The sequence below is a fragment of the Deinococcus sp. JMULE3 genome, assembly GCF_013337115.1.
Lineage (GTDB): Bacteria > Deinococcota > Deinococci > Deinococcales > Deinococcaceae > Deinococcus.
The window spans coordinates 18335-39950 of record NZ_SGWE01000004.1 but is presented as its reverse complement, the minus strand read 5'-3'; the positions used below and the strand labels follow the sequence as shown (position 1 = coordinate 39950).

The 21616-nt window shown below is 72.3% G+C and carries 21 protein-coding genes and 1 pseudogene; 18 read left to right on the top strand and 4 right to left on the bottom strand.

The features are described from left to right. Nucleotides 1-28: 28 nt before the first annotated feature. The gene (locus EXW95_RS03020) at nucleotides 29-847 is read left to right on the top strand and encodes a PIG-L deacetylase family protein (protein ID WP_174366203.1); all 819 of its coding nucleotides are present in this window, start codon (nucleotides 29-31) and stop codon (nucleotides 845-847) included. A 129-nt stretch (nucleotides 848-976) separates the two neighbouring features. Here the strand turns inward: EXW95_RS03020 and EXW95_RS03015 are convergent, their stop codons facing one another. After that, nucleotides 977-1381 carry a S1 RNA-binding domain-containing protein gene (locus tag EXW95_RS03015; protein ID WP_046842406.1) on the bottom strand — a complete coding sequence of 135 codons (405 nt, stop codon included), beginning with the start codon at nucleotides 1379-1381 and terminating at the stop codon, nucleotides 977-979. Between the two features lie 101 nt (nucleotides 1382-1482). Between EXW95_RS03015 and EXW95_RS03010 the strand changes: the two genes are divergently transcribed. Further along, nucleotides 1483-2106, top strand: a complete 624-nt coding sequence (locus EXW95_RS03010) for a septum site-determining protein MinC (RefSeq protein ID WP_174366202.1) — start codon at nucleotides 1483-1485, stop codon at nucleotides 2104-2106. A gap of 55 nt (nucleotides 2107-2161) precedes the next feature. Here EXW95_RS03010 and EXW95_RS03005 read toward each other — a convergent pair whose 3' ends face one another. Beyond that, nucleotides 2162-3574, bottom strand: coding sequence for an amidase family protein (locus tag EXW95_RS03005; protein WP_174366201.1), 1413 nt, complete (start codon nucleotides 3572-3574; stop codon nucleotides 2162-2164). A gap of 69 nt (nucleotides 3575-3643) precedes the next feature. Here EXW95_RS03005 and EXW95_RS03000 point away from each other — a divergent pair, with 69 nt between their 5' ends. From EXW95_RS03000 to EXW95_RS02970, 7 genes are all read left to right on the top strand, one after another. Continuing rightward, nucleotides 3644-4513 (top strand): prephenate dehydratase, encoded by an 870-nt coding sequence (locus EXW95_RS03000; RefSeq protein ID WP_174366200.1) that lies wholly within the window; start codon nucleotides 3644-3646, stop codon nucleotides 4511-4513. Between the two features lie 58 nt (nucleotides 4514-4571). Next, entirely contained in the window at nucleotides 4572-5405 is an 834-nt protein-coding gene (locus EXW95_RS02995; RefSeq protein WP_371809877.1) for an SDR family NAD(P)-dependent oxidoreductase, read from the top strand. Further along, nucleotides 5402-6766, top strand: coding sequence for a fatty acid--CoA ligase family protein (locus tag EXW95_RS02990; RefSeq protein WP_174366198.1), 1365 nt, complete (start codon nucleotides 5402-5404; stop codon nucleotides 6764-6766). The genes EXW95_RS02995 and EXW95_RS02990 overlap by 4 nt, the downstream gene beginning before the upstream one ends. A gap of 117 nt (nucleotides 6767-6883) precedes the next feature. Continuing rightward, on the top strand, nucleotides 6884-7786 hold the full coding sequence (locus EXW95_RS02985; protein WP_174366197.1) for a PhzF family phenazine biosynthesis isomerase: 903 nt from the start codon (nucleotides 6884-6886) through the stop codon (nucleotides 7784-7786). A gap of 54 nt (nucleotides 7787-7840) precedes the next feature. Continuing rightward, on the top strand, nucleotides 7841-8635 hold the full coding sequence (locus EXW95_RS02980) for a Cof-type HAD-IIB family hydrolase (RefSeq protein ID WP_174366196.1): 795 nt from the start codon (nucleotides 7841-7843) through the stop codon (nucleotides 8633-8635). Between the two features lie 4 nt (nucleotides 8636-8639). Continuing rightward, on the top strand, nucleotides 8640-9149 hold the full coding sequence (locus EXW95_RS02975) for a hypothetical protein (protein WP_174366195.1): 510 nt from the start codon (nucleotides 8640-8642) through the stop codon (nucleotides 9147-9149). A gap of 42 nt (nucleotides 9150-9191) precedes the next feature. Then, complete coding sequence (locus tag EXW95_RS02970; RefSeq protein WP_174366194.1) at nucleotides 9192-9584, top strand: DUF1622 domain-containing protein; 393 nt, start codon at nucleotides 9192-9194, stop codon at nucleotides 9582-9584. Here EXW95_RS02970 and EXW95_RS02965 read toward each other — a convergent pair. Continuing rightward, nucleotides 9559-10308: a TSUP family transporter gene (locus EXW95_RS02965; RefSeq protein ID WP_174366193.1), complete on the bottom strand. Its 750-nt coding sequence runs from the start codon at nucleotides 10306-10308 to the stop codon at nucleotides 9559-9561. The two genes, EXW95_RS02970 and EXW95_RS02965, sit on opposite strands and share 26 nt — an antisense overlap. 99 nt (nucleotides 10309-10407) lie before the next feature. Between EXW95_RS02965 and EXW95_RS02960 the strand changes: the two genes are divergently transcribed. The 7 genes from EXW95_RS02960 (at nucleotide 10408) to EXW95_RS02930 (ending at nucleotide 17999) form a co-directional block, all read left to right on the top strand. Further along, on the top strand, nucleotides 10408-11514 hold the full coding sequence (locus tag EXW95_RS02960; protein WP_174366192.1) for a prephenate dehydrogenase: 1107 nt from the start codon (nucleotides 10408-10410) through the stop codon (nucleotides 11512-11514). A 118-nt stretch (nucleotides 11515-11632) separates the two neighbouring features. Further along, complete coding sequence (locus EXW95_RS02955) at nucleotides 11633-12652, top strand: acyltransferase (RefSeq protein WP_174368780.1); 1020 nt, start codon at nucleotides 11633-11635, stop codon at nucleotides 12650-12652. Nucleotides 12653-12753: 101 nt separating this feature from the next. Then, entirely contained in the window at nucleotides 12754-13605 is an 852-nt protein-coding gene (locus EXW95_RS02950) for an alpha/beta hydrolase family protein (RefSeq protein ID WP_371809876.1), read from the top strand. A 67-nt stretch (nucleotides 13606-13672) separates the two neighbouring features. Beyond that, entirely contained in the window at nucleotides 13673-14509 is an 837-nt protein-coding gene (locus tag EXW95_RS02945; protein WP_371809875.1) for a serine/threonine-protein kinase, read from the top strand. Then, entirely contained in the window at nucleotides 14500-15402 is a 903-nt protein-coding gene (gene holA / locus EXW95_RS02940) for a DNA polymerase III subunit delta (protein WP_174366191.1), read from the top strand. Before EXW95_RS02945 ends, holA begins: the two co-directional genes overlap by 10 nt. After that, entirely contained in the window at nucleotides 15395-16858 is a 1464-nt protein-coding gene (locus tag EXW95_RS02935) for a carboxylesterase family protein (RefSeq protein ID WP_174366190.1), read from the top strand. Before holA ends, EXW95_RS02935 begins: the two co-directional genes overlap by 8 nt. Before the next feature lie 16 nt (nucleotides 16859-16874). Next, entirely contained in the window at nucleotides 16875-17999 is a 1125-nt protein-coding gene (locus EXW95_RS02930; RefSeq protein ID WP_174366189.1) for a polysaccharide deacetylase family protein, read from the top strand. 308 nt (nucleotides 18000-18307) lie between these two features. Here EXW95_RS02930 and EXW95_RS02925 read toward each other — a convergent pair whose 3' ends face one another. After that, nucleotides 18308-19303: an MDR family oxidoreductase gene (locus EXW95_RS02925; protein WP_174366188.1), complete on the bottom strand. Its 996-nt coding sequence runs from the start codon at nucleotides 19301-19303 to the stop codon at nucleotides 18308-18310. A gap of 306 nt (nucleotides 19304-19609) precedes the next feature. Here EXW95_RS02925 and EXW95_RS02920 point away from each other — a divergent pair, with 306 nt between their 5' ends. Together EXW95_RS02920 and EXW95_RS02915 are read left to right on the top strand one after the other, a co-directional pair. Continuing rightward, on the top strand, nucleotides 19610-20944 hold the full coding sequence (locus EXW95_RS02920) for a hemolysin family protein (protein ID WP_174366187.1): 1335 nt from the start codon (nucleotides 19610-19612) through the stop codon (nucleotides 20942-20944). Beyond that, a pseudogene (locus EXW95_RS02915) lies at nucleotides 20937-21429 on the top strand (cytidine deaminase). The gene EXW95_RS02920 and the pseudogene EXW95_RS02915 overlap by 8 nt, the downstream one beginning before the upstream one ends. Nucleotides 21430-21616: the final 187 nt, after the last annotated feature.

Sequence of the window (21616 nt, the reverse complement as noted above, 5' to 3'; positions counted from 1 at the left end):
GGGCGCGCGGGGCGTAGAGTGGGCGGTCATGAGCACCCCGACCCTCCTGGCCGTCTTTGCCCACCCTGACGATGAAGCGTTCAGCGTGGGCGGCACCCTCACCCACTACGCCCGGCAGGGCGTGAGGGTCGTCCTGGCGTGCGCCACGCGCGGCGAGGCCGGGAAGATCACGGTGCCCGGCATGACCGTGGACGACCTGGGTGCGCAGCGTGAGCAGGAACTGCGCGATGCATGCGAGGCGCTGGAAATCGGTCCCCCCGTGTTCCTGGACTACCACGACTCGGGCCGCTACGAGCGCACCCGCCACGACGACCCGAAGGCCATGATGAACGTCAACCCGCTGGACGTCGAGGTGAAGTTGCGCGCGCTGATCGAGGACGTGCAGCCGCAGGTGATCGTCACCTTCGACCCGCACGGCGGGTACGGGCACATCGACCACCTCCAGATGCACCGCGCGACCGTCGCGGCGTTCTTCAGCACCGGTCACCTCCCGTACGGCGGGCCGCAGCGGCTGTACTACACAGCGCTGACCACCGAGGCCGCGCAGGGACTGGCGCGCATGGGGCAGGACCTGGACCCGCTCGTGTACGGCGTGGACCCGAACACGCTGGCCGTGCAGATGGACGTGAGCGCCTACGCGGCGAACAAGAAGGCGGCGCTGATGGCACACGGCACGCAGATGGGCGAGCAGAGCATTCTGGGCCGTATGACGCCCGAGGAGCGCGAGGCCATGGAGCGCCGCATGTTGGGCAGCGAGGGCTTCAGCATCGGCGGGACCCGCACCGCCCTGACGAACTACCCGCTGAGTGGCCTGTTCGACGGGCTGGGTTTCGACGGGCTGAACTGATCAGAGCTCTGGGTGAACGGAGGCGCCGGGCCTGATTGACCATGCCCGGCGCCTCCGTTGCGCTGCACGTGGCGCAGCAGAAAAGGCACCCGCTCGTTGAGTGCGGGTGCCTTCTGGTGTGGGTGCGGGTCAGCGCTTACGCTTGCCGCCAGCGGGTTTCTTCGCGGCGCCGCCGCCACCGCCGCCCCCACCACCGTGGGTGCGTTCCTTGGCGTCGCGCATGAACGAGCGGAGTTTTGCCTCGAACTGCGGGCTCTGACGGCCAATCGCGCGGGGGCGGGGGACTTCCTCGGGTTCCTCGAGGAGTTCCTTGATGGAGAGGTCGAGGCGACCGCGTTCGTCCCGGCCCAGAACCTTCACTTCCACGTTCTCGCCCTCGCGGACGTGGTCATGAATGTTCCGCACGAAGGAGTGCGCGATCTGCGAGATGTGCACGAGGCCCGTCTCGCCGTTCTCGAACTGGATGAACGCGCCGAAGTCGGTCACGCGCGTCACGCGGCCCTCCACGACCGCGCCGGAATCAAGCTGCACCAAAGGAAGTCTCCTTGCAAAGCATGAGACGCATCTTACACCATCGCCGCCCGGCGTGGGGGACGCGCACGTCCGAGCATGAGCGTCACGCTAGAGTGCAACTCATGAAGTTGCGCGGCACCCTGGGCGGCCTGAACCTCCTGATCGAACCCGGCGACACCGGCAGCAGCGTGCAGGACGCCCTGAGCGTCCGCGCGGACCTGCTGGCAAGCGCCGTGACCATCGAGTTGCAGGGCGACGCCGACCCGGAGGCGGTCGAGGCGGCGCTGCGCGCCATCCGCGCCGCGGGGGGCACGCCGGGGCGGGTGCGGGCGCCGCGCGTGAGCGTCCCGGCACCCGCGCCCACCCCCACGGTTCCCGAGGCACCCGCGCTCCTCCCGGCGCGCACGGAGATCGTCACGCACACCCTGCGCGCCGGGTACCACCGCGAGTTCCCCGGCAGCGTGATCGTGCTGGGGGACGTGAACCCCGGCGCGGAGATCCTGGCGGGCGGGGACGTGATCGTGGTGGGCGCGCTGCGCGGCGTGGCGCACGCGGGGCTGGGCGGGCACGCGGACGCGATCGTGTGGGCGCGGCCCATCGCGAGCACGCAGATCCGCATCGGGGACGCGGTGGCGCGCGCGCCGGAGGGCAGCAGTCTGAGCAACATGCGCCACCGCGAGGGGCAGCCCGTGGCGGAAATCGCGCGGCTGCAGGGCGGCGTGATTCACATCGACGTGCAGAAATAGGCGAACAGTGAGGGGCGGCCAGGGTGCATCCGGCCGCCCCTCTTCCGCGGTGCGGTTACTGCTCGGGGAAGCGCACACCGCCGAGCAGGCGGTTGAGTTCGGCGGCCAGCGAGAGCAGGCGGCCCTCGCCCCCGGCAGGAGCGACGAGCAGGGCGCCGCACGGGGTCGCGGCACCGGCGGGCGTGACGGGCAGGGCGAGGCTGGGGTACCCGGCCTTCGCGGCCAGTCCGTAGCCGTGGATGCCGGGGAAGATGATCAGGTCGAGGCCCTGCGCGAACAGCGGGTCGAAGCCGCGGGTGCGGGTCAGGCGCAGGTCGCGCTCGCGGGCCTGGAGGTAGGCGGGTTCGGTCGCGTCCCCGCGGGTGCCCTGCGCAGCGTGCAGCAGGGTCTGCCCGTAGCGCAGCAGGCGTTCCGGGTCGGTGTCGTTCGCGTCGATCACGGCCTGGAGGCTGCGGGGGCCGTGCGTGACGCCGCGCAGGTAGGCGTTCAGGTCGCCCTTGAACTCGTGCTCCAGGACTTCGAGGCTCCAGCCGTGGGCGTTCAGGTCGGCGCGGCTGGGGAACGCGACGTCGTGCAGGGTCGCCCCGGCGTCCAGCAGGGTGCCGGTCAGGTGGTCCAGGGCGGCGGACTCGGCGGGCGTGACGCCGTTCTCGTCGCGGATGACGCCCAGGTGCGCGCCGCGCAGCACGTCCGGCCAGACGGTCAGGTCCGGGACGGGGAGGCGGCGGGTGATGTCGTCCCGGTCGTCCGGCCCGCCGATGACGCTCAGGATCAGCGCGGCGTCGCGGACGCTGCGGGTGATGGGCCCGGCGGTGTCCTGACTGTGGCTGATGGGCACGATCCCGGTGCGGGGGACGAGGCCCAGGGTGGGTTTCACGCCGATCACGCCGTTCTGGTGCGCCGGGCTGACGATGCTGCCGCTGGTTTCCGTGCCGATCGCGGCGGCGCACAGGCGCGCGGCGACCGCCACGCCGCTGCCGCTGCTGCTGCCGCCGGTGTCCAGGCCGTCCCCCCAGGGGTTCACGGTCTGACCGCCCGCGCTGGAGTAGCCGTTGGGCATGGCGAGTGTCATGAAGTTCGCCCATTCGGTCATATTCGCCTTGCCCAGGATCACGGCCCCGGCGTTGCGCAGCCGCGTGACCAGTGGGGCGTCCGCTTCGGGAACGTGACCCGCAAGCAGGGCACTTCCGGCGGTGGTGGGCAGGCCCGCCACGTCGATGTTGTCCTTGATGAGCATGGGCACGCCGTGCAGCGGGCCGCGCCGCTCGGCGCTGACGGCGTCCAGTCGGTCCGCGTCGGCCTGGGCCTCGGGGTTCACGGTGATCACGGCGTGCAGGCGGCTATTCAGGGCGGTCACGCGACTTAGGTACGTGCGGGTCACCTCGCTGCACGTCAGGTCGCCGCGGCGGGTGGCGGCGGCCAGGGCCACGGCGTCGAGGTCCAGGATCGGGTCGGGTTGCAGGGTCACGTCCTCCACTGTAATCACGTCTAAGTCCGGGCGGCGTGGACTGGGACGCGGTGCGGTAGCGTGGCGGCCATGAGTGATCCTGCCCCCGCGACCGCTGCCGTGCCCGCCCTCACCTCCGGCGTGGTGGCGTTTCAGGGGAATCCCGGCTCGTACGGGGAGATCGCGGCGCTGAACGCCATGGCCGGGTACGCCGAGACGCGCGGGTACCCGACCTTCCACGAGGTCGCCCGAGCCGTCGAGACCGGCGAGGCCGAGTACGGGGTGCTGCCGGTCGAGAACAGCCTGATGGGCGCGATCCACCAGAGCATCGACCTCCTGAGCGAGACGGACCTGCATGTGGTCGGCGAGGTCGTCGTGCGGGTCTCGCACTGCCTGATGGCGCTGCCCGGCGTGGAGATCAGCGACATCCGCCGGGTCGCCAGCCAGCAACCTGCGCTGGACCAGTGTACGGACCTGATCCGCCAGCACGGCTGGCAGCCGGTCGCCGCGCACGACACGGCTGGCAGCGCGAAGAACCTCGCGCAGAGCGGCGAACGGGACCTCGCCGCCATCGCCAGCGAACGCGCCGCGCAGCTGTACGGCCTGAACATCCTCCAGCGGAACATCGAGGACGAACCGTTCAACTACACCCGCTTCATGATCCTCGCCCGGCACGAGCCCGCCCCGTCGGACGCACCGCACAAGACCAGCCTCGTGTTCGCCGTGCGCCACACGCCGGGGTTCCTCGTCGAGACGCTGAACGAACTGCGCGGCCTGAACCTGTCGCGCATCGAGAGCCGCCCCCGCCGCGACCGCGCCTGGAGTTACCTGATGTACGTGGACATCGAGGGCGACGCCCGCGACCCGAAGGTCGCCCAGGCGCTCGCCGGGGTGCTGCGCAAGGCCAGTTACGCGAAGATCATCGGCTCGTACCCGAGTGCACAGGGCACCGTGAACTGACCACAGGGACCGGTCACATTGCGCGCCGCACCGGGGCGGTGTGTGGGACGATGCGCCCGTGCGCCGCGCCCTGCTGTCCCCGCCTGCCTGCCGTGACCTGAGTGCCCTGCGTGGGGCAGTGGGGGGCCGGGCGGTGCTGGTGACCGGTGCGTCGTCCGGGGTGGGCGAGGCGACGGCGCTGCGGCTGGGCGCGGCCGGGGCGACCGTGCTGCTGCTGGCGCGGCGCGAGGAGCGGCTGCGCGAGGTGGCCGCGCGGGTCGAGGCGACGGGGGGTCGGGCGGTGGTGATCCCGGCGGACCTGAGCGACCCGGCGTCGGTGGACGCGGCGGCGGAGGTGGTGCGGTCGGTCGCGCCGGTCCTGGCGGGCGTGGTGAGCAACGCGGGACGGTCGGTGCGGCGGCGGGCGCTGGACGGCGCGCCGAGGGCGGATCTGGAGCGGCTGCTGGCGGTCAACGTGACGGGTCCGGCGCGGCTGCTGCTGGCGCTGCGCCCGGCGCTGGAGGCGCGGAGTGTGGTGGTGAATGTGTCGAGCGTGGCGGCGCGGCACGTGGGCGCGCCGCGCTGGGGGGCGTACCAGGGCAGCAAGGCGGCGTTCGACCTGTGGTTTCAGGCGGCGGTCGCGGAGTGGCCGGGGGTGCGGGGCGCGTCGGTGTACCTGCCGCTGGTACGCACGCCGATGATCGCCCCGACCCGCGCCTACCGCTTCCTGCCCGCGCTGAGTGCCGCCGAGGCGGCCGAGGTGGTCACGCTGCCGTTCGTGCGGCGGGTGGTGCGGGTCGCGCCGTGGTGGCTGCCGGGCATGGAGGTCGCGGGCATCGTATGCCCGGGCCTCCTGACGCGCGGACTGGCGTGGGCCGAGCGGGTCGAGGCCCGCCTGGAGCGGCGTCGGTGAGGCAGGCCTGGGCGGCGGTCCGGGCGACGGGTGCGCTGGGCGAGCGACCCGCGCGGGCGGTGCTGTCCCTGCTGCGCTGCCTGGGACGCGAGGGCCCGACGCTGGCGGGCGTGGTGGCGTGGCAGGCGTGGCGCTCCCCGGAGCGGTTGGCCCTGTCGGACGGGACGAAAGACCTGACCTACGGCGAGTTGCACGCGCGGGTGCAGCAGCGGGCGCAGGCGTGGCGGGGCGCGCACCCGCCGGGCACGCTCGTCGGCCTGGAGGGTGGCGGCGGGCAGGTGGCGTTCGTGGTGGACCTGCTGGCTGGCCTGCGGCTGGGCTGGCGGGTCGTGCCCCTCGCGCCGGGTCAGGAAGGGATGGGGCTGGTGTCTCCCCCACCACCCTCTTCCCCACGGGTGGCCGGACGGGGAGGCTGGCTGCCGCCGCGTGCGGGACGCCCGGTGCTCATGACCTCCGGGAGTTCCGGGGCGCCCCGACTGGTCCGGTCTGCCGTGCGGCCCGTGGCAGCGCTGCGGGTCGCGGGGGCACTGCTGGACGCGCTGCGGCCGCACCGGGACGCTCCGGTCGTGTTGCCGCTGCCGCTGTGGCACGGGCATGGACTGGCGACCCTGGCTCTGGCGCTGGGGGTGGGGGCGCCGCTGCACCTGCGGGCCGGGGCCTCACCGGAGGCGATCTGGGCCACGCTGGACGCCGTGGGGGCCGAGGTGGTGGCGGTCGTTCCCACGGTCCTGCACCGGCTGCTGGCCGTGCCGGGGAACGCGCACCGGCTGCGGGTGGTACTGAGCGGGTCGGCGCCGCTGTCACCGGAACTGGCGGCTGCGACCCGCGCGCGGCTGGGTGACGTGCTGTTCAATGCGTTCGGCAGCACGGAACTGGGCGTACTGACCCTGGCGACCCCGGCTGACCAGAGCGCCGCGCCGGGGTCGGTGGGTCGGCCCCTGCCGGGCGTGACCGTGCGGGTCGCGCCGGACGGACGGGTGCTGGCGCGTGGGCTGCTGCGCCGGGGCTGGCACCCGACCGGTGACCTGGGCGTCCTGGACGCCTCGGGGCGGCTGACCCTGCGGGGCCGCGCGGACGACCTGATGGTGATCGGCGGGGAGAACGTCTGGCCCGCTCAGCTGGAAGCGGCGCTGCTGGCCGTGCCGGGGGTGGTGGCGTGCGCGGTCCTGCCGGTCCCGTGCGCAGAGTACGGGCAGCGGCCTGTGGCGTTCGTGGAGGGTGACGTGGCCGAGGCGACGCTGCACGCCTTCGCGCTGGCGCGGTGGCCGCGTCGCCTGAGGCCCGTGCGGTGGGTGCTGGGTCCGCTGCCGAGGACGCCGCTGGGGAAGGTGGCGCGCGGTGAACTCCGTGCCCGCCTGTGATGCTCCTGGTCTCGATCAACACGACGGATAATGTCAATAAGTGAATAGTTTCACGATTTATCTAGCGCGTGAAATTTTTGTCCCTTCGGCGGCAGACTTCTGCGGTAAAATGCCGGAATGATCGCCTACAGCGAGGTCAGTGCCTTCACCGAGACGCCCGGACACGGCAACCGGGCGGGCGTGGTGCTGGACGCCGCGCATCTCTCCCGGCAGGACATGCAGGCGCTCGCCGAGATGCTGGGCGCCCCCGAGACCGTGTTCATCACCCGCCGCGAGGGCACCATCGCGCGCGTCCGGTACTTCACGCCCACCCAGGAGGTCGACTTCTGCGGGCACGCCACCATCGCCCTGGGCTTCACGCTGGCGCAGGCCGGGCAGTGGCCCGACGGGCAGGACCTCCACCTCGACACGCTGGTCGGGCGCGTCCCGCTGCGCCTGCACACCGAGGCCGGCGTGCCGCGCCGCGTGTGGATGCGGCAGCCCTCCCCCACCTACCGCGACGTGCCCGCCACGCTGCGCGCCAACCTCGCCGAGGCGCTGGGCATCGACCACCGCATGATCCACCGCGGGCTGCCGCTGGCCGCCGCCAGCACCGGCCTCTGGAGCGTGTTCGTGCCGCTGCTGGACGCCGTGATCCTCGACGGACTGGAACCGGACCTGACGCGCATCCACGCCCTGAGCGACGCGCTGGGCGTGGGCAGCATCTACGCGTACGCACCGATGGGTGTGAACCGCTTCGCCGCGCGGGACTTCGCGCCTGCCCTGGGCATCCCGGAGGACCCCGTGACGGGCAGCGCGGGCGGCGCCCTGATGGCGCTGCTGGCCAGTCAGGGTCGCCTGCCAGTACGCGGTGAACGCGCGTGCGGCCTCGTGTACCAGGGGCACGCGCTGGGTACTCCCGGCGAGGTCGAGGTCGAACTGGAACTCGACGGACAACGCGTCACGAAGGTGCATGTGGGCGGCTGCGCCACCGTGGAACGCGAGGGTGTCTGGTCGCCCCCCACGCCCGCCACCCGCTAAGGGCAACCTGCACGACCCGGTACCCTCCTGACAGGCGGGGTCTATCATTCCCGGATGCTTGGACTGATCTGTGTGGATGTGGACGGCACCCTGGTGGGCACCGGGAACCTCGTGCGGGACGACGTGTGGGCCGCGCTGGCCGACGCCCGCGCGCGCGGCGTGCGGATCGCGCTGTGCAGCGGTCGCCCCGCCATCGGCAACGCCCGCGCGTATGCCGAGCGGCTCGACCCGGACGGCTGGCACGTCTTCCAGAACGGCGCGAGCATCGTGAACGTCGGCAATGGGAACAGCCTGTCCGAGGCGATTCCCGAGGACGGCCTGTACATGCTGATCGACCGCGCCGCGCAGACAGACCGCCTGCTGGAGGTCTACACCGACCTGGAGTTCGCCATCACGAAACCCGGCGACCTGGCCGAGCGGCACGCGGCACTGCTGGGCGTCCCGTACGACGCGCGCACGCCCGGCAGTCTGGACGGCACGGTCGTCCGCGCGCAGTGGGTCGTGCCCCGCGCCGAGGAAGGCACCGTCGTCGCCGAAGCCCACCCCGGCATGGACCTGCACCCGGCGGGCAGCCCGGTCATGCCGGACGCGATGTTCATCAGCGTCACGCGCGCCGGGGTCAGCAAGGGCACCGCAGTGCAGCGCGTGGCGGCGCAGTACGGCCTGACCATGGACCGCGTGATGATGGTCGGGGACGGCGAGAACGACGTCACCGCCCTGCGTGTCGTGGGGCACCCGGTCGCCATGGGGAACGCCGACGCACCCGCCGTCGCCGCCAGCCGCTACCGCGTCGCGCACGTGGACGAGGGCGGCCTGCGGGAAGCGGTCGAGCTGGCCCTGACCCTCTGACCGGATGACCTTCGACACGCTGGACCTGCGCTGGGAATTCTGGGACGGCGAGGAGGACACGGTGCTGATCCTCGTGAACGGCACGCCCCTCGTGGAACTCGTACGCCGCTGGGAGGACGTCGCCGCGCAGGCGACCGGGGAGCGGTCCCTGGCGGGCAGTTACGCCGGACTGCCCCGGCAATTCGCAGCGGAGATTCAGACGGCGTGGCTGGGTGAGCCGGAGCGGGGCAACCTCCTGAGCAATTTCGTGGGAGAACGGGTCGCCCTGCTGGAATGTGGCTGCGGAGAGTTGCTGTGCTGGCCCCTCGTCGCTCGCATTGAAGTGGGCGAGCGCGAGGTGCGCTGGCTCGACTTCCAGCAAATCCACCGAATGAAACAGGAAGTTCCTTCAGTGCGACCGAATCGCCCACCGGCGCCATTCTGGTCGTATGCGGGCTTCGGGCCGTTCGTGTTCGAGCGGGCGGCGTATATGCGGGCGGTGCGGTCGCTGGGGTGGGCCTCCACCGATTCTTGATCTCCCCCGCCGGGGCTGCGGTGGGCGTGGCAGGCTGGGTGAATGCTGGAGCTGGTGAAGGGCTGGACGGAGATCGTGGCGACCGGGGTGGAGGTCGCGGCGGCCCTGATCATCGCGCTGGCAGCGCTGCTGGCGCTGATCCGGGCGCTGGTGGCGTTCGTGAGGCCCTCGGCGCAGCCGGACGCGCAGAAGGAGTCGCTGCGGCTGGAGTTGGGCCGCTGGCTGGCCGTGGCGCTGGAGTTCACGCTCGCGGCGGACATCCTACGCACGGCGATCGCGCCGTCGTGGGACGACATCGGGAAGCTGGCGGCGATCGCGGCGCTGCGGACGCTGCTGAACTTCTTCCTTCAGCGCGAGATCGACGGGCACCGGGCGCGGGGGGCCGAGGCGGCCGCGCTGGAGGACCGGGTCAGCTCAGGAACAGTCGGGCGCTGACGAGCAGGACGATCAGGCCGTACATCCACTTCACGAAGGCGCTGCCGCGCAACATGGCCATGCGGGCGCCGAGCGCCGCGCCGAGGGCGTTGGCGAGGCCCATGGGCAGGCCGATCCACCAGACCATCTGCCCGCCGATCAGGAAGAACAGGAACGCGCCGAGGTTCGTGGCGAAATTCAGCGTGCGGGCGTTGCCGCTGGCGCGGACGAGGTTGAATCCGGCGAGGGCGAACAGGAACATGGCGAACGTGCCGGTGCCGGGGCCGAGGAAGCCGTCGTACATCCCGATGATGAACGTGCCGGGCAGCGTGAGGGCCAGCGTGCGGGCGGTGAGGCCGGGGTAGCGGTCCTCCAGCCCGAAGGATTTGTTCGCCAGGACGAGGGCACCGACGCCGAGGATGACCACGCCGACGAGGGTACGGAACGCGTCGGGGTTCACGAAGTGCACGAGGGAGGCGCCGACCGCGCTGCCGAGCAGGGCCAGGGGGATCAGCCGCAGGACGAGGGGACGGTCGACGTGTCCTTTGCGCCAGTACTGCACGGTGGCGCTGCCGGACCCGAAGATCGCCAGGAGTTTGTTCGTGGCGACGACCTGCGCGGGGCTCAGGCCCATGAAGAACAGGGTCGGGAGGGTGATGGTGCCGCCGCCCCCGGCGACCGCATCGATGAACCCCGCGAGGAACGCGAGGGGGAGGCCGTACAGCAGGACTTCGGGACCGGGCACCGGCACAGCGTAGCGAACATGGGCGGCGCGGCGTCCGTGTGCCGGGGACGTTATGCAGGCGGGTCGGCGGGCTGCCAGGCGCGTGCTAGCCTCCGCGTCATGAGTGCCGCTTCACCGTCCGCCCCTGGCCCGCTGTTCGAGACCGCCGTGGTGGCGGGCGTGGGGTTGATCGGCGGGAGTGTCGCGCTGGGGTTGCGGCAGCGCTTGCTGGCGCGGCGTGTGATCGGCCTGGACGCCAGTCCCGAGGTGCTGCGCGAGGCCGAGGCGCTGGGCGTCGTGGACGAGGTCCGAGCCGCGCCCGGCGAGTGGCTGCGCGGGGCGGATCTGGTCGTGCTGGCCGCGCCGATGCGGGCGCTGGCGCCGCTGGCGCGCGAGCTGGCGCCGTTCCTGAACCCGGCGGCGCTGGTGACGGACGTGGGCAGCGTGAAGGGCGGCATCGCGGCCGAGATGGAGCGGCTGGGCGTGCGGCATTTCGTGGCGGGGCACCCGATGGCGGGCAGCGAGCGGGGCGGCGTGACGCACGCGCGCGCGGCACTGCTGGAGAACGCCGTGTGGGTGCTGACCCCGACGGACCACACGCCGCTGACGGCCCTGAGCAAGGCCCGGACGCTGGTGGAGGAACTGGGGGCCGCGCCGGTCGTGATGCCGCCGGACGCGCACGACGCGCTGGTCGCCACGATCAGCCACCTGCCGTACCTCGCCAGTCTGGCCCTGACGCACATGGTCGCGCGGGACGAGCGGCTGAGCCTGCTCGCGGCGGGTGGTTTCCGCGACCTGACGCGCGTGGCGAGCGGCGACCCCCGCATGAGCCGCGACATGGTCGTGGAGAACAAGGGCGCCCTGCGCGAGGCGCTGGGCCGCTTCCGGCGGCAGCTGGAACGCCTGGAAGCCGACCTGGACGAACCGGAGGAACTTCTGGAGGCCGCGCGCGAGGGCAAGCGGACGCGCGACAGCCTGCCGATCGTGCGCCGGAGCCTGCTGCCGCAGCGGCATGATCTGGTCGTTGCGGTGCCGGACAGACCGAACCAGATCGGGGCGGTCACGCAGGCGCTGGGCGCGGCGGGCGTGAACATCAAGGACATTGAGGTGCTGGCGATCCGCGAGGATGGCGGCGCGATCCGCCTGGGTCTGGAAACCCCAGAGGACGTGGCGAGTGCGGCGACGATCCTCCAGGGCGAGGGCTTCGAGGTGCGTGGGCGCGGCTAAACGACGTTCACGAGTTCTTGATGGCGCTGGGGTAGCCTGAGAGATTGTGAAGGACGCTGACCCTGTTTCACCCGCCCCCCCGGCCCCGGTCCCGAAGGGAAACCTGACGGCCATCGACATGTTCCGGGGCCTGACGATCATTGAGGTCGTCGCGCACCACTCGACCGGGGTGATGCTGCGGTACCTCGATCCGGCCTCCACGGCGCACCTGTACACGTTGATCCTGAACCGCACGCTGCACTTCGCGGTGCCCGCCTTCGTGTTCCTGTCGGCGGTCGTGCTGACCCGCAGCCTCCTGAAACGCTTCGAGCCGAAACGGTACTTCTGGCGTCGCCTGACGCGCGGCGGGTGGCCGTACCTGCTGTGGAGCGTGCTGTACGCCCTGTGGTACGTGTGGACGGATCAGCGCGTCCCCGAGTCCCTGACGGACCCGGCCCGCTGGCGCGACTGGCTGCTGTACGGGAAGGCCAGTTACCACCTGTACTTCCTGCTGGTGGCGCTGGAGGTGTACGTCGTGCTGCCGCTGATGCTGCCCCTGGCACGCCGCAAGCCCAGCATCACGGCGGCGCTGCTGTTCGGCGCGGCGTTGCAGCTGGGCCTGTACCTGCTGAACCGGGAGGTGCTGCGCCTGCCGTTCCCGGCGAGCACGGTGCTGTGGTACATGCTGCCCATTACGCTGGGCGTCGCGGTCGGCGCGCGTCTGGACGAGTTCCCGGCGTGGTGGCGGCGCAGGCGCTGGGTGCTGCTGCCGGTCCTGACGCTGGCGTTCAGCCTGTACCTGCCCGAGGCACTGGCGTACGCGCGTGGCGAGCGGGTCACGCCGATCGTGTACTCGGGCCTGTCGTGGGTGTACACCAGCCTGACGGCGCTGGCGCTGCTGGGACTGGCGTTCCGGGTGCAGCGCAGCGCGTCCACGGTGCGCCTGACGGTGGCGCTGCTGGGCACGGTCAGCCTGCAGGTGTACCTGATCCACCCGGCGCTGCTGCAGGCGCTGGAACGCTGGGACGCCCCGGACGGCGCGCCGTGGCAGGTGGCGCTGACGATGCTGGGATACTTCTTCCTGGCGCTGGGCATTCCGGCGCTGCTGGGCCGCGCGCTGCTGAATACGCGCCTGAGCACCTGGCTGTTCGGGCGGTGAGGGCGTTCTCAGCCGCGCGGGGGCCGGGGACGCTACAGTGCCGCCCGGTGAGGGAACTGAAGGCTCGGAGGCGGCGGGAACAGGGGCGACAGGCGCCGGGGGTGGCGCGCAGGGTGCGGGCGCTGGCGGCGGCGCTGGCCCTGACGTGGTCCGGCGCGCAGGCGATGGTGCTCGTCCCGGCCGTGACGACCGGCGCCGCGCCGGACCGGGCGGCCCGCGGTTCGGTGCCGTCCGGCGTGTGGGTGCCGGTCGGGAGTGGCGAGGCGCTGTCGCTGCTGCGCGTGCCGCGTGCCTGTGCGCAGGCGTGCGCGCTGGTGGTCGTGTCGCACCCGCGCGGGCAGTCGGCGGCGCACCTGCGTGACAGTGCCAGCGCGTCGGTGCTGACCTCGGCGCTCATTCACGCGGGCTTCGCGGTGCTGCTCTCCGGGGACGGCGGGCCGACCAGCTGGGGCAGCCCGGCGGGACTGGCGGCGCTGGGGCAGGTGCACGCGCGGGCCACCGACCTCTTCCCGTGGTCGGGGCGCACGTACGCGCTGGGCCTGAGCATGGGGGGCCTGATGGCGCTGCGCTCGGCGCTGCCCGGCGCGCCGTACCCGGTCGAGGGTGTGGCCCTGATCGACGGCTGGGTGGACCTGCGTGTCGCGTGGGGGTCGGCCCTGTCGCGCCGTGAGGAGATCGCGGCGGCGTACGGCATGAGTGACCCGCCCGAGGACCTGAACCCGCTGTGGCTGGCGGCTGGGTGGGGGCGGCGGCCGCTGCTGGTGTTCGGCAGTCCGGACGACCGGACCGTGCCGTTCGAGCGCAACGGCGAAGTGCTGTGGGAGGCCGTGGGCGAGCCGGGGGTGGGCGGACTGGAACGCCTGAGTGGCGGGCACCTGGGCGGGAACCGCTTCACGCCGGAGGTGGCGCGGCAGGTCGCGGCGTTCTACCGGAACCTGGAGGTCCGGCGGTGAGGGCGTCGGGCGCGGAGTGTTCAGGTCTTCCCATTGCGCCGGGGGGAATGTGAAAGACTCTGCATCAGTGAGTGACGTGCAGGCCAGGAACGCCCAGGTGGCATTGACGGATCGCGTGACCCTCAGCGAGCGGGCGGGGGTGCGCTGCGAGTCCGCGTGCTGGGCAGGCCGCGCCGTGTTCGCCAAGACGCTGGTGTTCGACGATCCGGATACCCGCGCCCGCTTCGAGCATGAGGGCAGCGTCGCCGGGAGCGTCCGGCACCCGCTGGTGGTGTCGCCGATCGCCGTGACGCGGGACGCGCTGGTGTTCCCGCTGATCGAGGGTGTGACCCTGCGTGAGCGGCTGGACGCCGGGCCGCTCGGCGCGGACGAGGCGACGCTGGTCGCGGGCGGCGTGCTGGCGGCCGTGGCGGCGCTGCACGCGTGCGGGGTGGTGCATCACGACCTCAAACCCGAGAACGTGATGCTGCAGGGGGGCCGCGCGGCGTTCGAGGCGACCCGCGTGATCGACTTCGGCATGAGCCACTCGGTGAAGCTGCCGCTGGACATACACAGCGGGACGCGCATGGGCACGCCGCACTTCATGGCGCCCGAGCAGTTCCTGGGCGTGCGGGGCGACCCGCGCAGCGACCTGTACTCGCTGGGCGTGCTGCTGTTCGACTGCCTGGCGGGCGAGCCGCCGTTCGAGGACGCGTTCGGGTGGCTCGCGGGCCTGAACGAGCGGCGGGCGCCGCTGCCCGGCCCGGCGCCCCTGCGGACGCTGCTGGACCGCTGCCTGACCCGCGACCGGTCGCAGCGCCCCACGGCGGCAGCGGCGCTGTACGCCGACCTGAGCGCAGCGCGGGAGGCGCTGGGACTGGCGGCGCTGCCGGACCTGCGGGACTGGACGGGCGAATGCCTCTGATCGCGTTCACCGGGAACCGCTTCCTGGCGGACGAGACGCTGCGTGACACGCTGCGCGCCCGGGGGCTGGACGCCCGCGCCCTGCCGCGCGTGGCGGGCGAGGACGTCACGGCGGACGCGCTGGGCCCCCACCTCAGCCCGGGGCTGTTCGGGGACGGCGGCGTGATCGTGGACCTGGAGGGCGTGAAGCCCGACAAGGCGCTGCTGGAGCTGCTCGCGGGCGCGGCGGTGACGGTCGCGGTGCTCGACGAGTCGCCGCCCGCCACGCGCCTGAAGGTGTACGAGGGCCGCGGCGAGGTCGTCCCGTCGCCCGCCCCCGCCAAGACCGGGGACGTGGCGGGCTGGGTGACCACCCGCGCGAAGAAGGCGAAGCTGCCGCTGGACCGGGACGCCAGCCTGTACCTCGCGGAGGTCTTCGGGGCGGATCTGGCGGGTATCGCCGGGGAGCTGAACAAGCTGGCGCTGCTGGACGGCCCGTTCACGCGGGAGGCCGTGCAGCGCGTGGTGGGCCGGGAGCCGCCGGGCGACAGCTTCGCGATGCTGGGCGCGGCCACCACGGGCCGCCCCGGCGAGGCGGTCACGCAGCTGCGGCGCCTGCTCGCCAGCGGCGAAGACCCGTTCAAGCTGATGGGCGCGGTCGTGTGGCAGTACTCGCTCGTGGCGCGCTGCGTGGCGCTGCAGCAGGAGGGTGGGCGCGTGACCGAGCAGGTCGCGGCGCAGCGGCTGGGCGTCAAGCCGTACCCGGCGAAGAAGGCGCTGGAGGTCGCGCGGCGTCTGAACGAGGCGAAGATCCGCACGCACCTGGGCCGCATCCTGGACGCGGACCTCGCCATGAAGCGCGGGCTGGACGCCGGGGTGGCGCTGGAACGCCTGATCGTGCAGCTCAGTGTCTGACCTGCTCGTGCGCGCCACCGAGTCCGGCGCGCTGCGGGGACGCGCCGTGCGGGTGGACCAGCACATGGCCCTGGCGTGGCTGGGGGTTCCCTACGCGGCTGAAGCGGCGGGCACGCTGCGGTTCGCGCCGCCCCGGCCTCACGCGGGCTGGGCTGGCGTGCGGGACGCCACGCGCTTCGCGCCGGACGTGCTGCAACCCCTGGACCCATCCGTGACGCTGCGGCCCTCCGCCGAGGGGAGCCTGGTGCTGAACGTCTGGGCACCCGCCGCACCGGGAACGCACCCGGTCCTCGTGTGGTTCCACGGGGGCGCGTACCGCGCGGGCAGCGGGCGCCTGTACGACGGGCGCGAGTACGCCGCGCGGCGCGGCGTGGTCGTCGTGACCGTGAACTCGCGCCTGGGACCGCTGGGCTACGCGGATTTCGCCGGGCTGTTCGGGGACGACCGGTTCGCCGTGAACGCCGGGTACCAGGATCAGCGCGCGGCCCTGCACTGGGTGCGCCGGAACGTGGCGGCGTTCGGGGGTGACCCGGCGCGGATCACGGTCGCGGGGGAATCGGCCGGGGCGGTCACCGTGAACCTGCTGCTGCGGGACCCCGCCACGCGCGACCTGCTGGCCGGGGCGATCGTGCAGAGCGGCGGCGTGAACCAGCTGTCGGACCGGGAGAACAGCGTGGACCTGGCCGCCGGGTACGCGCGGGCGCTGGGCGTGACGGCCGCTGGCCGCGACCGCCTGTGGACGCTGCCCGCGTCGGCGTTCGTGCGGAGCCTGCACACCCTGGAACGCGTGCGGTCCCGCCGCCTGAACTCGCGGCCCACCCTGGACGGGACTGTGCTGCCGGGCAGCCTCCCGGAGTGGCTGGCCCGGCCTGCCGCGCCGGTGCCGCTGCTGGCTGGCGCGAACCGCGACGAGTACGCGCTGTTCGTGAAACTCCCGGACCGGGTGTTTCCCCGCACCGACCGCGCGCTGCTGACCCGCGTCCTGACCGGCGCGGCGGGCAGCCCGCGCGCGCAGGCGATCCTGGCCGTCTACCCGGACGACCCGGACGGACTGGTGGCACTGGGCACGGACCTGTTCTTCCACGCACCGAACGACGCGCTGCTGGCCGCTCACCCCGCCCCCGCCTTCCGCTACCGTTTCGACTGGGGCACGCGGTTTTTCGACCTGGGCGCCGCGCACGGCCTGGAACTGCTGTTCCTGTGGCCGCGCCCGATGGGCCTGTCCAGCGGCGTACTCCGGGGCCAGGGCCGCGCGGGCCGCGCGCGACTGGCGGACGCTATGCAGGGCAGCTGGGCGCACTTCGTTCATGGCGGGCACCCCGGACCGGACTGGACGCCCTGGGCGGCCCACGCGCCGAACCTCACCCGGCTACACCCGGACGGCCTGACCGTCACGTCCGCCGGGGAAACCACGCGGCTGGGGCGCTGGGCTGGCCTGCTGCCCGCGATGCCCTGAACGTTACAGTGGGCGGGTGAACCGACGCTCCACGCTGCTGCCCGCTGCCCTGCTCGTCACCCTGGCCGCGTGGCGCTGGTCCGGTCTGGGATCGCTGCGCCGCGCCCGGTCGGCCCAGCCGGGACTCGCGCTGATCTTCGACGGGGGGCCGCACCCGCAGGTGACCCCGGCCCTGCTGGGCGCCCTGAGCGGGGCGGGCGTGCAGGCGACCTTCGCGTTCGACCCGCTCAGTGCGGCGCGGCACCCGGACCTCGTGCGGGACGTCCGGGACGCCGGGCACGACGTGGCCGCCGGCCCAGGCCGCACGGCGTCGCCCAGGCGGGCCGCCCAGATCCTGCGGGGCCACCTGGGGGCAGACCCGGTGGGCCTGAGCGTCGGCCCGCGCCCCACCCTGACCCGCTGGATCACGGCGTTCCTGACGGGGCTGCCGGTCCTCGCCGGGCAGGGCGCCGCAGGGGCGGACGGGACCCTGTCCGGCGTGCGACCGGGAGCACTGCTGCACCTGCCCGGCACGGACGCCACGCTGGCCGCTCGCCTCCCAGACCTCCTGGTGGACCTGCACGCGCGGGAATTCGAGGTGCTGCCCCTGCGGGACCTGCGCGGCCTGCGCCCCGAACGGCCCCGCGACCTGCCGGCCACCGCCTTGCAGGAACTGGACGTCTGGTACGACCGCGTGGGCCGCATCCGCCGCGTCGGGAAGGGCGCCAGCAGCCTGTTCCGCGCGGGACTCGCCCCGTACCCGCTGGCGGATCAGGCACTGCGCGAGGGCGGCGTCGTGCGGCGCGGCGAGACGCTGGTGGAATTTCACCTCGACAGCGCCCGCCTGACCGAACTGGCCGAACGGCCCGTCGCCGGGCGGCGGATCGTCACGGCGTCCGTGCGGGACCTCGCGCGGGCGCTGCGGGACGACCCGGACCTGAACGCCACGGGCGCGGTGTTCAGCATCAGCATCTTCTCGGACGTGCTGGGCCTGTACGGCTTCACGGTCGTGGACCTGCCGCCCGCGCACCGGCGCCGCCTGACGTGGTGGTCCCGCGTGATCCGCCGCGCGTACGGCGTGTCCGACCCGCAGAAACAGCACACGCCGAAACTGGCCGTCATGTCCCGGCAGGCGTTCGTGGACCGGCACGCCCGCGACTGATACGGGATTAAATTGACTTGCTTGCACCGTGATTGCCTTCCGTTGTCCCCTCTCCCCCTGTGGGAGAGGGAGGGACTCGCAGAGCTGCGCAGCTGAGGAGCGAAGCGACGGAAGGGTGAGGGGGCCACCGGGCGACTCCGAAAGATGTGGAATCACTTGAATCCCGTATGAAACGGAACCGGTCCGACCAGAAACGCCTCCACCGTCGCCGCGTTCGGCTGGCACGCGGTGGAACGCGCAGAGCGGCGCAGGAGCGGGAGGTCGAGGGAGTCCTCAACTCGTCCACGCCCCTGCCTCACCCCCCTGCGTCAGTCGATTTCGATGACGGTGCGGCCGCGGATGCGTCCGGCGAGGATCTCGGCGGCCAGGGTGGGGACATCGCTCAGCGGGTGGGTCTGCGTGACGGCGCTGAGGCGGCTGGCGGGCAGGTCGCGGGCGAGGCGGGTCCAGGCGGCCTCGCGGCGGGCCGGGGGGCAGGTGACGGAGTCGATGCCCAGGAGGTTCACGCCGCGCAGGATCAGCGGGAACACGGTGGCGTTCAGGTCGTGCCCCCCGGCGAGGCCGCACACGGCGAGGCTGCCGTGCGTGCGGGTCGAGGCGTACGCGCCGGCCAGGGTGGCGCCGCCGACGGTGTCCACGACACCTGCCCAGCGTTCCTTCTCCAGCGGGCGGGTCAGGGCGGGCAGTTCGTCGCGGCCGATGATCCGCGCGGCGCCCAGGTCGCGCAGGTACGTTTCCTCCTGGGGGCGTCCGGTGCTGGCGACGACCGTGTGGCCCGCCTGGGCGAGGAGGGCAACGGCGGTGCTGCCCACGCCGCCCGCCGCGCCGGTGACCAGCACCTCGCCGCTGCCGGGGGTCAGGCCGTGGTCCTCCAGCGCCATGACGGCCAGCATGGCGGTGAATCCGGCGGTGCCGACGCTCATGGCCCAGTGGGCGTCCGTCCCGCCGGGCTGCGCGACCAGCCACTCCGGGCGGGCGCGGGCGAGTGTGGCGTACCCGCCGTCCTGCCGCTCGCCGATGCCCCAGCCGGTCAGGATGACGTGTGCGCCGGGCTGCCAGCGGCCCGAGGCGTCCTCGATGACCGTCCCGGCGAGGTCGATGCCGGGCGTCATGGGGTGGGTGCGCAGCACGCCGGGGCGGCCGCTGACGGCCAGACCGTCCTTGTAGTTCAGGCTGGAGTGCGTCACACGGATCAGGACGTCCCCGACGGGGAGGTCCGTGACGGGCAGGGTCTGGAGTTCGGCGCGGGTGCCCTGTTCGCCTTTGAGGACGCGCAGCGCGCGGTACGTGTCGGGGTGGGTCATGCGGGGGTGCCTCCTGTGGGTGTGGTGCGCCCAGCGTACCCCCTGGGCCGCGTTCCCCTGCCGGTGACCGGGCGTGGGCGGGACAGGCGTCCCGGTGGGGGGTGGGGTGTGTTATCCTTCCGTCTGCTATGGAGCCTCCCAGTTCCGGCTCACCTACCGCGCCCGGAGAACACCGCCCGAGGGCGGCGTTTTTGCCGTGGCACCCCACCGACGGTCACCGACGTACCCGCCCGCGCACCTGCCGGGCGGGACGGGCAGCTTGCGCCTTGCGGATGACCCTGACGCGACCCTGGAGCGCGTCCCTACATGAATGACCTGCTTGGTATCCTCGCCCTGTTCTTCCTGGTGCTCATGAACGGTTTCTTCGTCGCGGCGGAATTCGCGCTGGTCAGCGTGCGCCGCACCCGCATCGACCAGCTGGCCGACGAGGGGAACGCCACCGCCAAGGCCACGCAGAAGGCGCTGCAGAACCTCGACATGTACATCGCGGCGACGCAGCTGGGCATCACCATGGCCAGTCTCGCGATCGGTTTCGTGGCCGAGCCCGCCATCGAGCACCTGATTCACCCGCTGTTCCCCGAGGGGCAGTTCACGGAATCGCAGATCACCGCGATCTCGTTCGGGGTGGCGTTCGCGATCAGTACGGTGCTGCACATCGTATTCGGGGAACTCGCGCCGAAGACGTGGGCGCTGCAACGCAGTGAGCAGGTCAGCCTGCTCGTCACGCGCCCGCTGCTGGCGTTCACGTGGCTGTTCAAGTACGTGATCCGCGCGCTGAACGCCCTGGGGAACCTCGTGGTGCGGATGTTCGGCCTGCGCGGCGTGTCCGGGCACCACACGGCGTACTCCGAGGAGGAGATCCGCATGATCGTCAGCGCGTCCAGTCAGGAGGGCGTGCTGGAAGACGACGAGAAGGAACTCGTGTACAACGTGTTCGACCTTTCCGACACGACGGTCCGCGAGGTCATGACGCCGCGCGTGGACATGGTCGTCGTGGACGGCTCGGCGCCGCTGCGCCGCCTGCTGGACCTCAAGGGTGAACACGGGTACTCGCGCGTGCCGGTCTTTCAGGACACGCCGGACAACATCGTGGGCATCGTGCACACCGGGGACGTGCTGCTGCACCTCGACAGCCTGGACCACACGCTGATCGCGGACATTATGCGCCCCGTGTTCTTCGTGCCGGAAGGCATGAAGATCAAGGACCTCCTCGCGAAGATGCGCGACAAGAAGAGCCACCTGAGCATCGTCGTGGACGAGTTCGGCGGGATCTCGGGCCTGGTCACGCTGGAGGATGCCCTGGAGGAGATCGTCGGTGAAATCTACGACGAGACCGACGAGGAGGAAGTCCCGATGATCGAGGTGATCAGCGAGGGCGTGTACCTGATGGACGCCAGCCTGACCGTCGGCGAGGTCGAGGAGCGTCTGGGCGCGAACATCGAGGACGGCGAGGGTGAATTTGATACCCTGAGCGGCTTCATGACCAGCCACTTCGGGGACATCCCGGAGCCGGGACAGAGCTTCACCCATAACGGCTGGGCGTTCACCGTGGAGGACGCCGACCAGCGCCGCGTGACCCGCGTGCGGGTGGAACGGGCGCCCGACGCGAATCCACTGGAGCCCGAGGACACCCATGAGTAACACCAACCCCCTGAACCTCACCCCTGACCCGCAACTGCTCGAAGGGGCCAAGGCCGCCTTCAGGCAGGCGTACGCGCCGTACAGCAAGTTCCACGTCGGTTCGGCGCTGCGCACCCGTGACGGCCGCGTGTACTTCGGCGCGAACGTCGAGAACGCCAGCTACGGCCTGGGCCGCTGCGCCGAGCAGAGCGCCGTGCAGGCCATGGCGACCGCCGGTGAACGCGAATTCACCGATATCGTCGTGTACTCCGAGGCGACCCCGCCCGCGCTGCGATGGTTGTGGTTTCGTCGTGTACTCCGAGGCGACCCCGCCCGCCAGTCCGTGCGGCGCGTGCCGTCAGGTGCTGTTCGAGTTCGCGCCGGACGCCCGCGTCGTGTGCGTGAACCAGCACGGGGACATCATCAGCGGGTACGTGCGGGACTTCCTGCCGCACGGCTTCCGCCTGGAGCAGCGCGACGACGGGCACGACGTCGGCACGGCGTAACGTCGTTGGCAATGGAGAGGCGGCGCGCGGAGAGGCGACTCACGCGGGCCGCCTCTCCTTTGCGCAGCGCATGTCTGGGCAGTGCAGCGCATGTCTGGATTTCAGCGTGTGGGTGGCATTCCCCGCGCCGGGCACGCGTGGTATGCTGAGCACGTCAGCGCGGCGTCAACGGACACCTGGGATTCAT

What these genes read in the sequence shown, in the direction of transcription:
- EXW95_RS03020 (WP_174366203.1), top strand. Translation starts at nt 29, where the DNA reads ATGAGCACCCCGACCCTCCTGGCCGTCTTTGCCCACCCTGACGATGAA.
- EXW95_RS03010 (WP_174366202.1), top strand. Translation starts at nt 1,483, where the DNA reads ATGAAGTTGCGCGGCACCCTGGGCGGCCTGAACCTCCTGATCGAACCC.
- EXW95_RS03000 (WP_174366200.1), top strand. Translation starts at nt 3,644, where the DNA reads ATGAGTGATCCTGCCCCCGCGACCGCTGCCGTGCCCGCCCTCACCTCC.
- EXW95_RS02985 (WP_174366197.1), top strand. Translation starts at nt 6,884, where the DNA reads ATGATCGCCTACAGCGAGGTCAGTGCCTTCACCGAGACGCCCGGACAC.
- EXW95_RS02980 (WP_174366196.1), top strand. Translation starts at nt 7,841, where the DNA reads ATGCTTGGACTGATCTGTGTGGATGTGGACGGCACCCTGGTGGGCACC.
- EXW95_RS02975 (WP_174366195.1), top strand. Translation starts at nt 8,640, where the DNA reads ATGACCTTCGACACGCTGGACCTGCGCTGGGAATTCTGGGACGGCGAG.
- EXW95_RS02970 (WP_174366194.1), top strand. Translation starts at nt 9,192, where the DNA reads ATGCTGGAGCTGGTGAAGGGCTGGACGGAGATCGTGGCGACCGGGGTG.
- EXW95_RS02960 (WP_174366192.1), top strand. Translation starts at nt 10,408, where the DNA reads ATGAGTGCCGCTTCACCGTCCGCCCCTGGCCCGCTGTTCGAGACCGCC.
- EXW95_RS02955 (WP_174368780.1), top strand. Translation starts at nt 11,633, where the DNA reads ATGTTCCGGGGCCTGACGATCATTGAGGTCGTCGCGCACCACTCGACC.
- holA (WP_174366191.1), top strand. Translation starts at nt 14,500, where the DNA reads ATGCCTCTGATCGCGTTCACCGGGAACCGCTTCCTGGCGGACGAGACG.
- EXW95_RS02925 (WP_174366188.1), bottom strand. Translation starts at nt 19,303, where the DNA reads ATGACCCACCCCGACACGTACCGCGCGCTGCGCGTCCTCAAAGGCGAA.
- EXW95_RS02920 (WP_174366187.1), top strand. Translation starts at nt 19,610, where the DNA reads ATGAATGACCTGCTTGGTATCCTCGCCCTGTTCTTCCTGGTGCTCATG.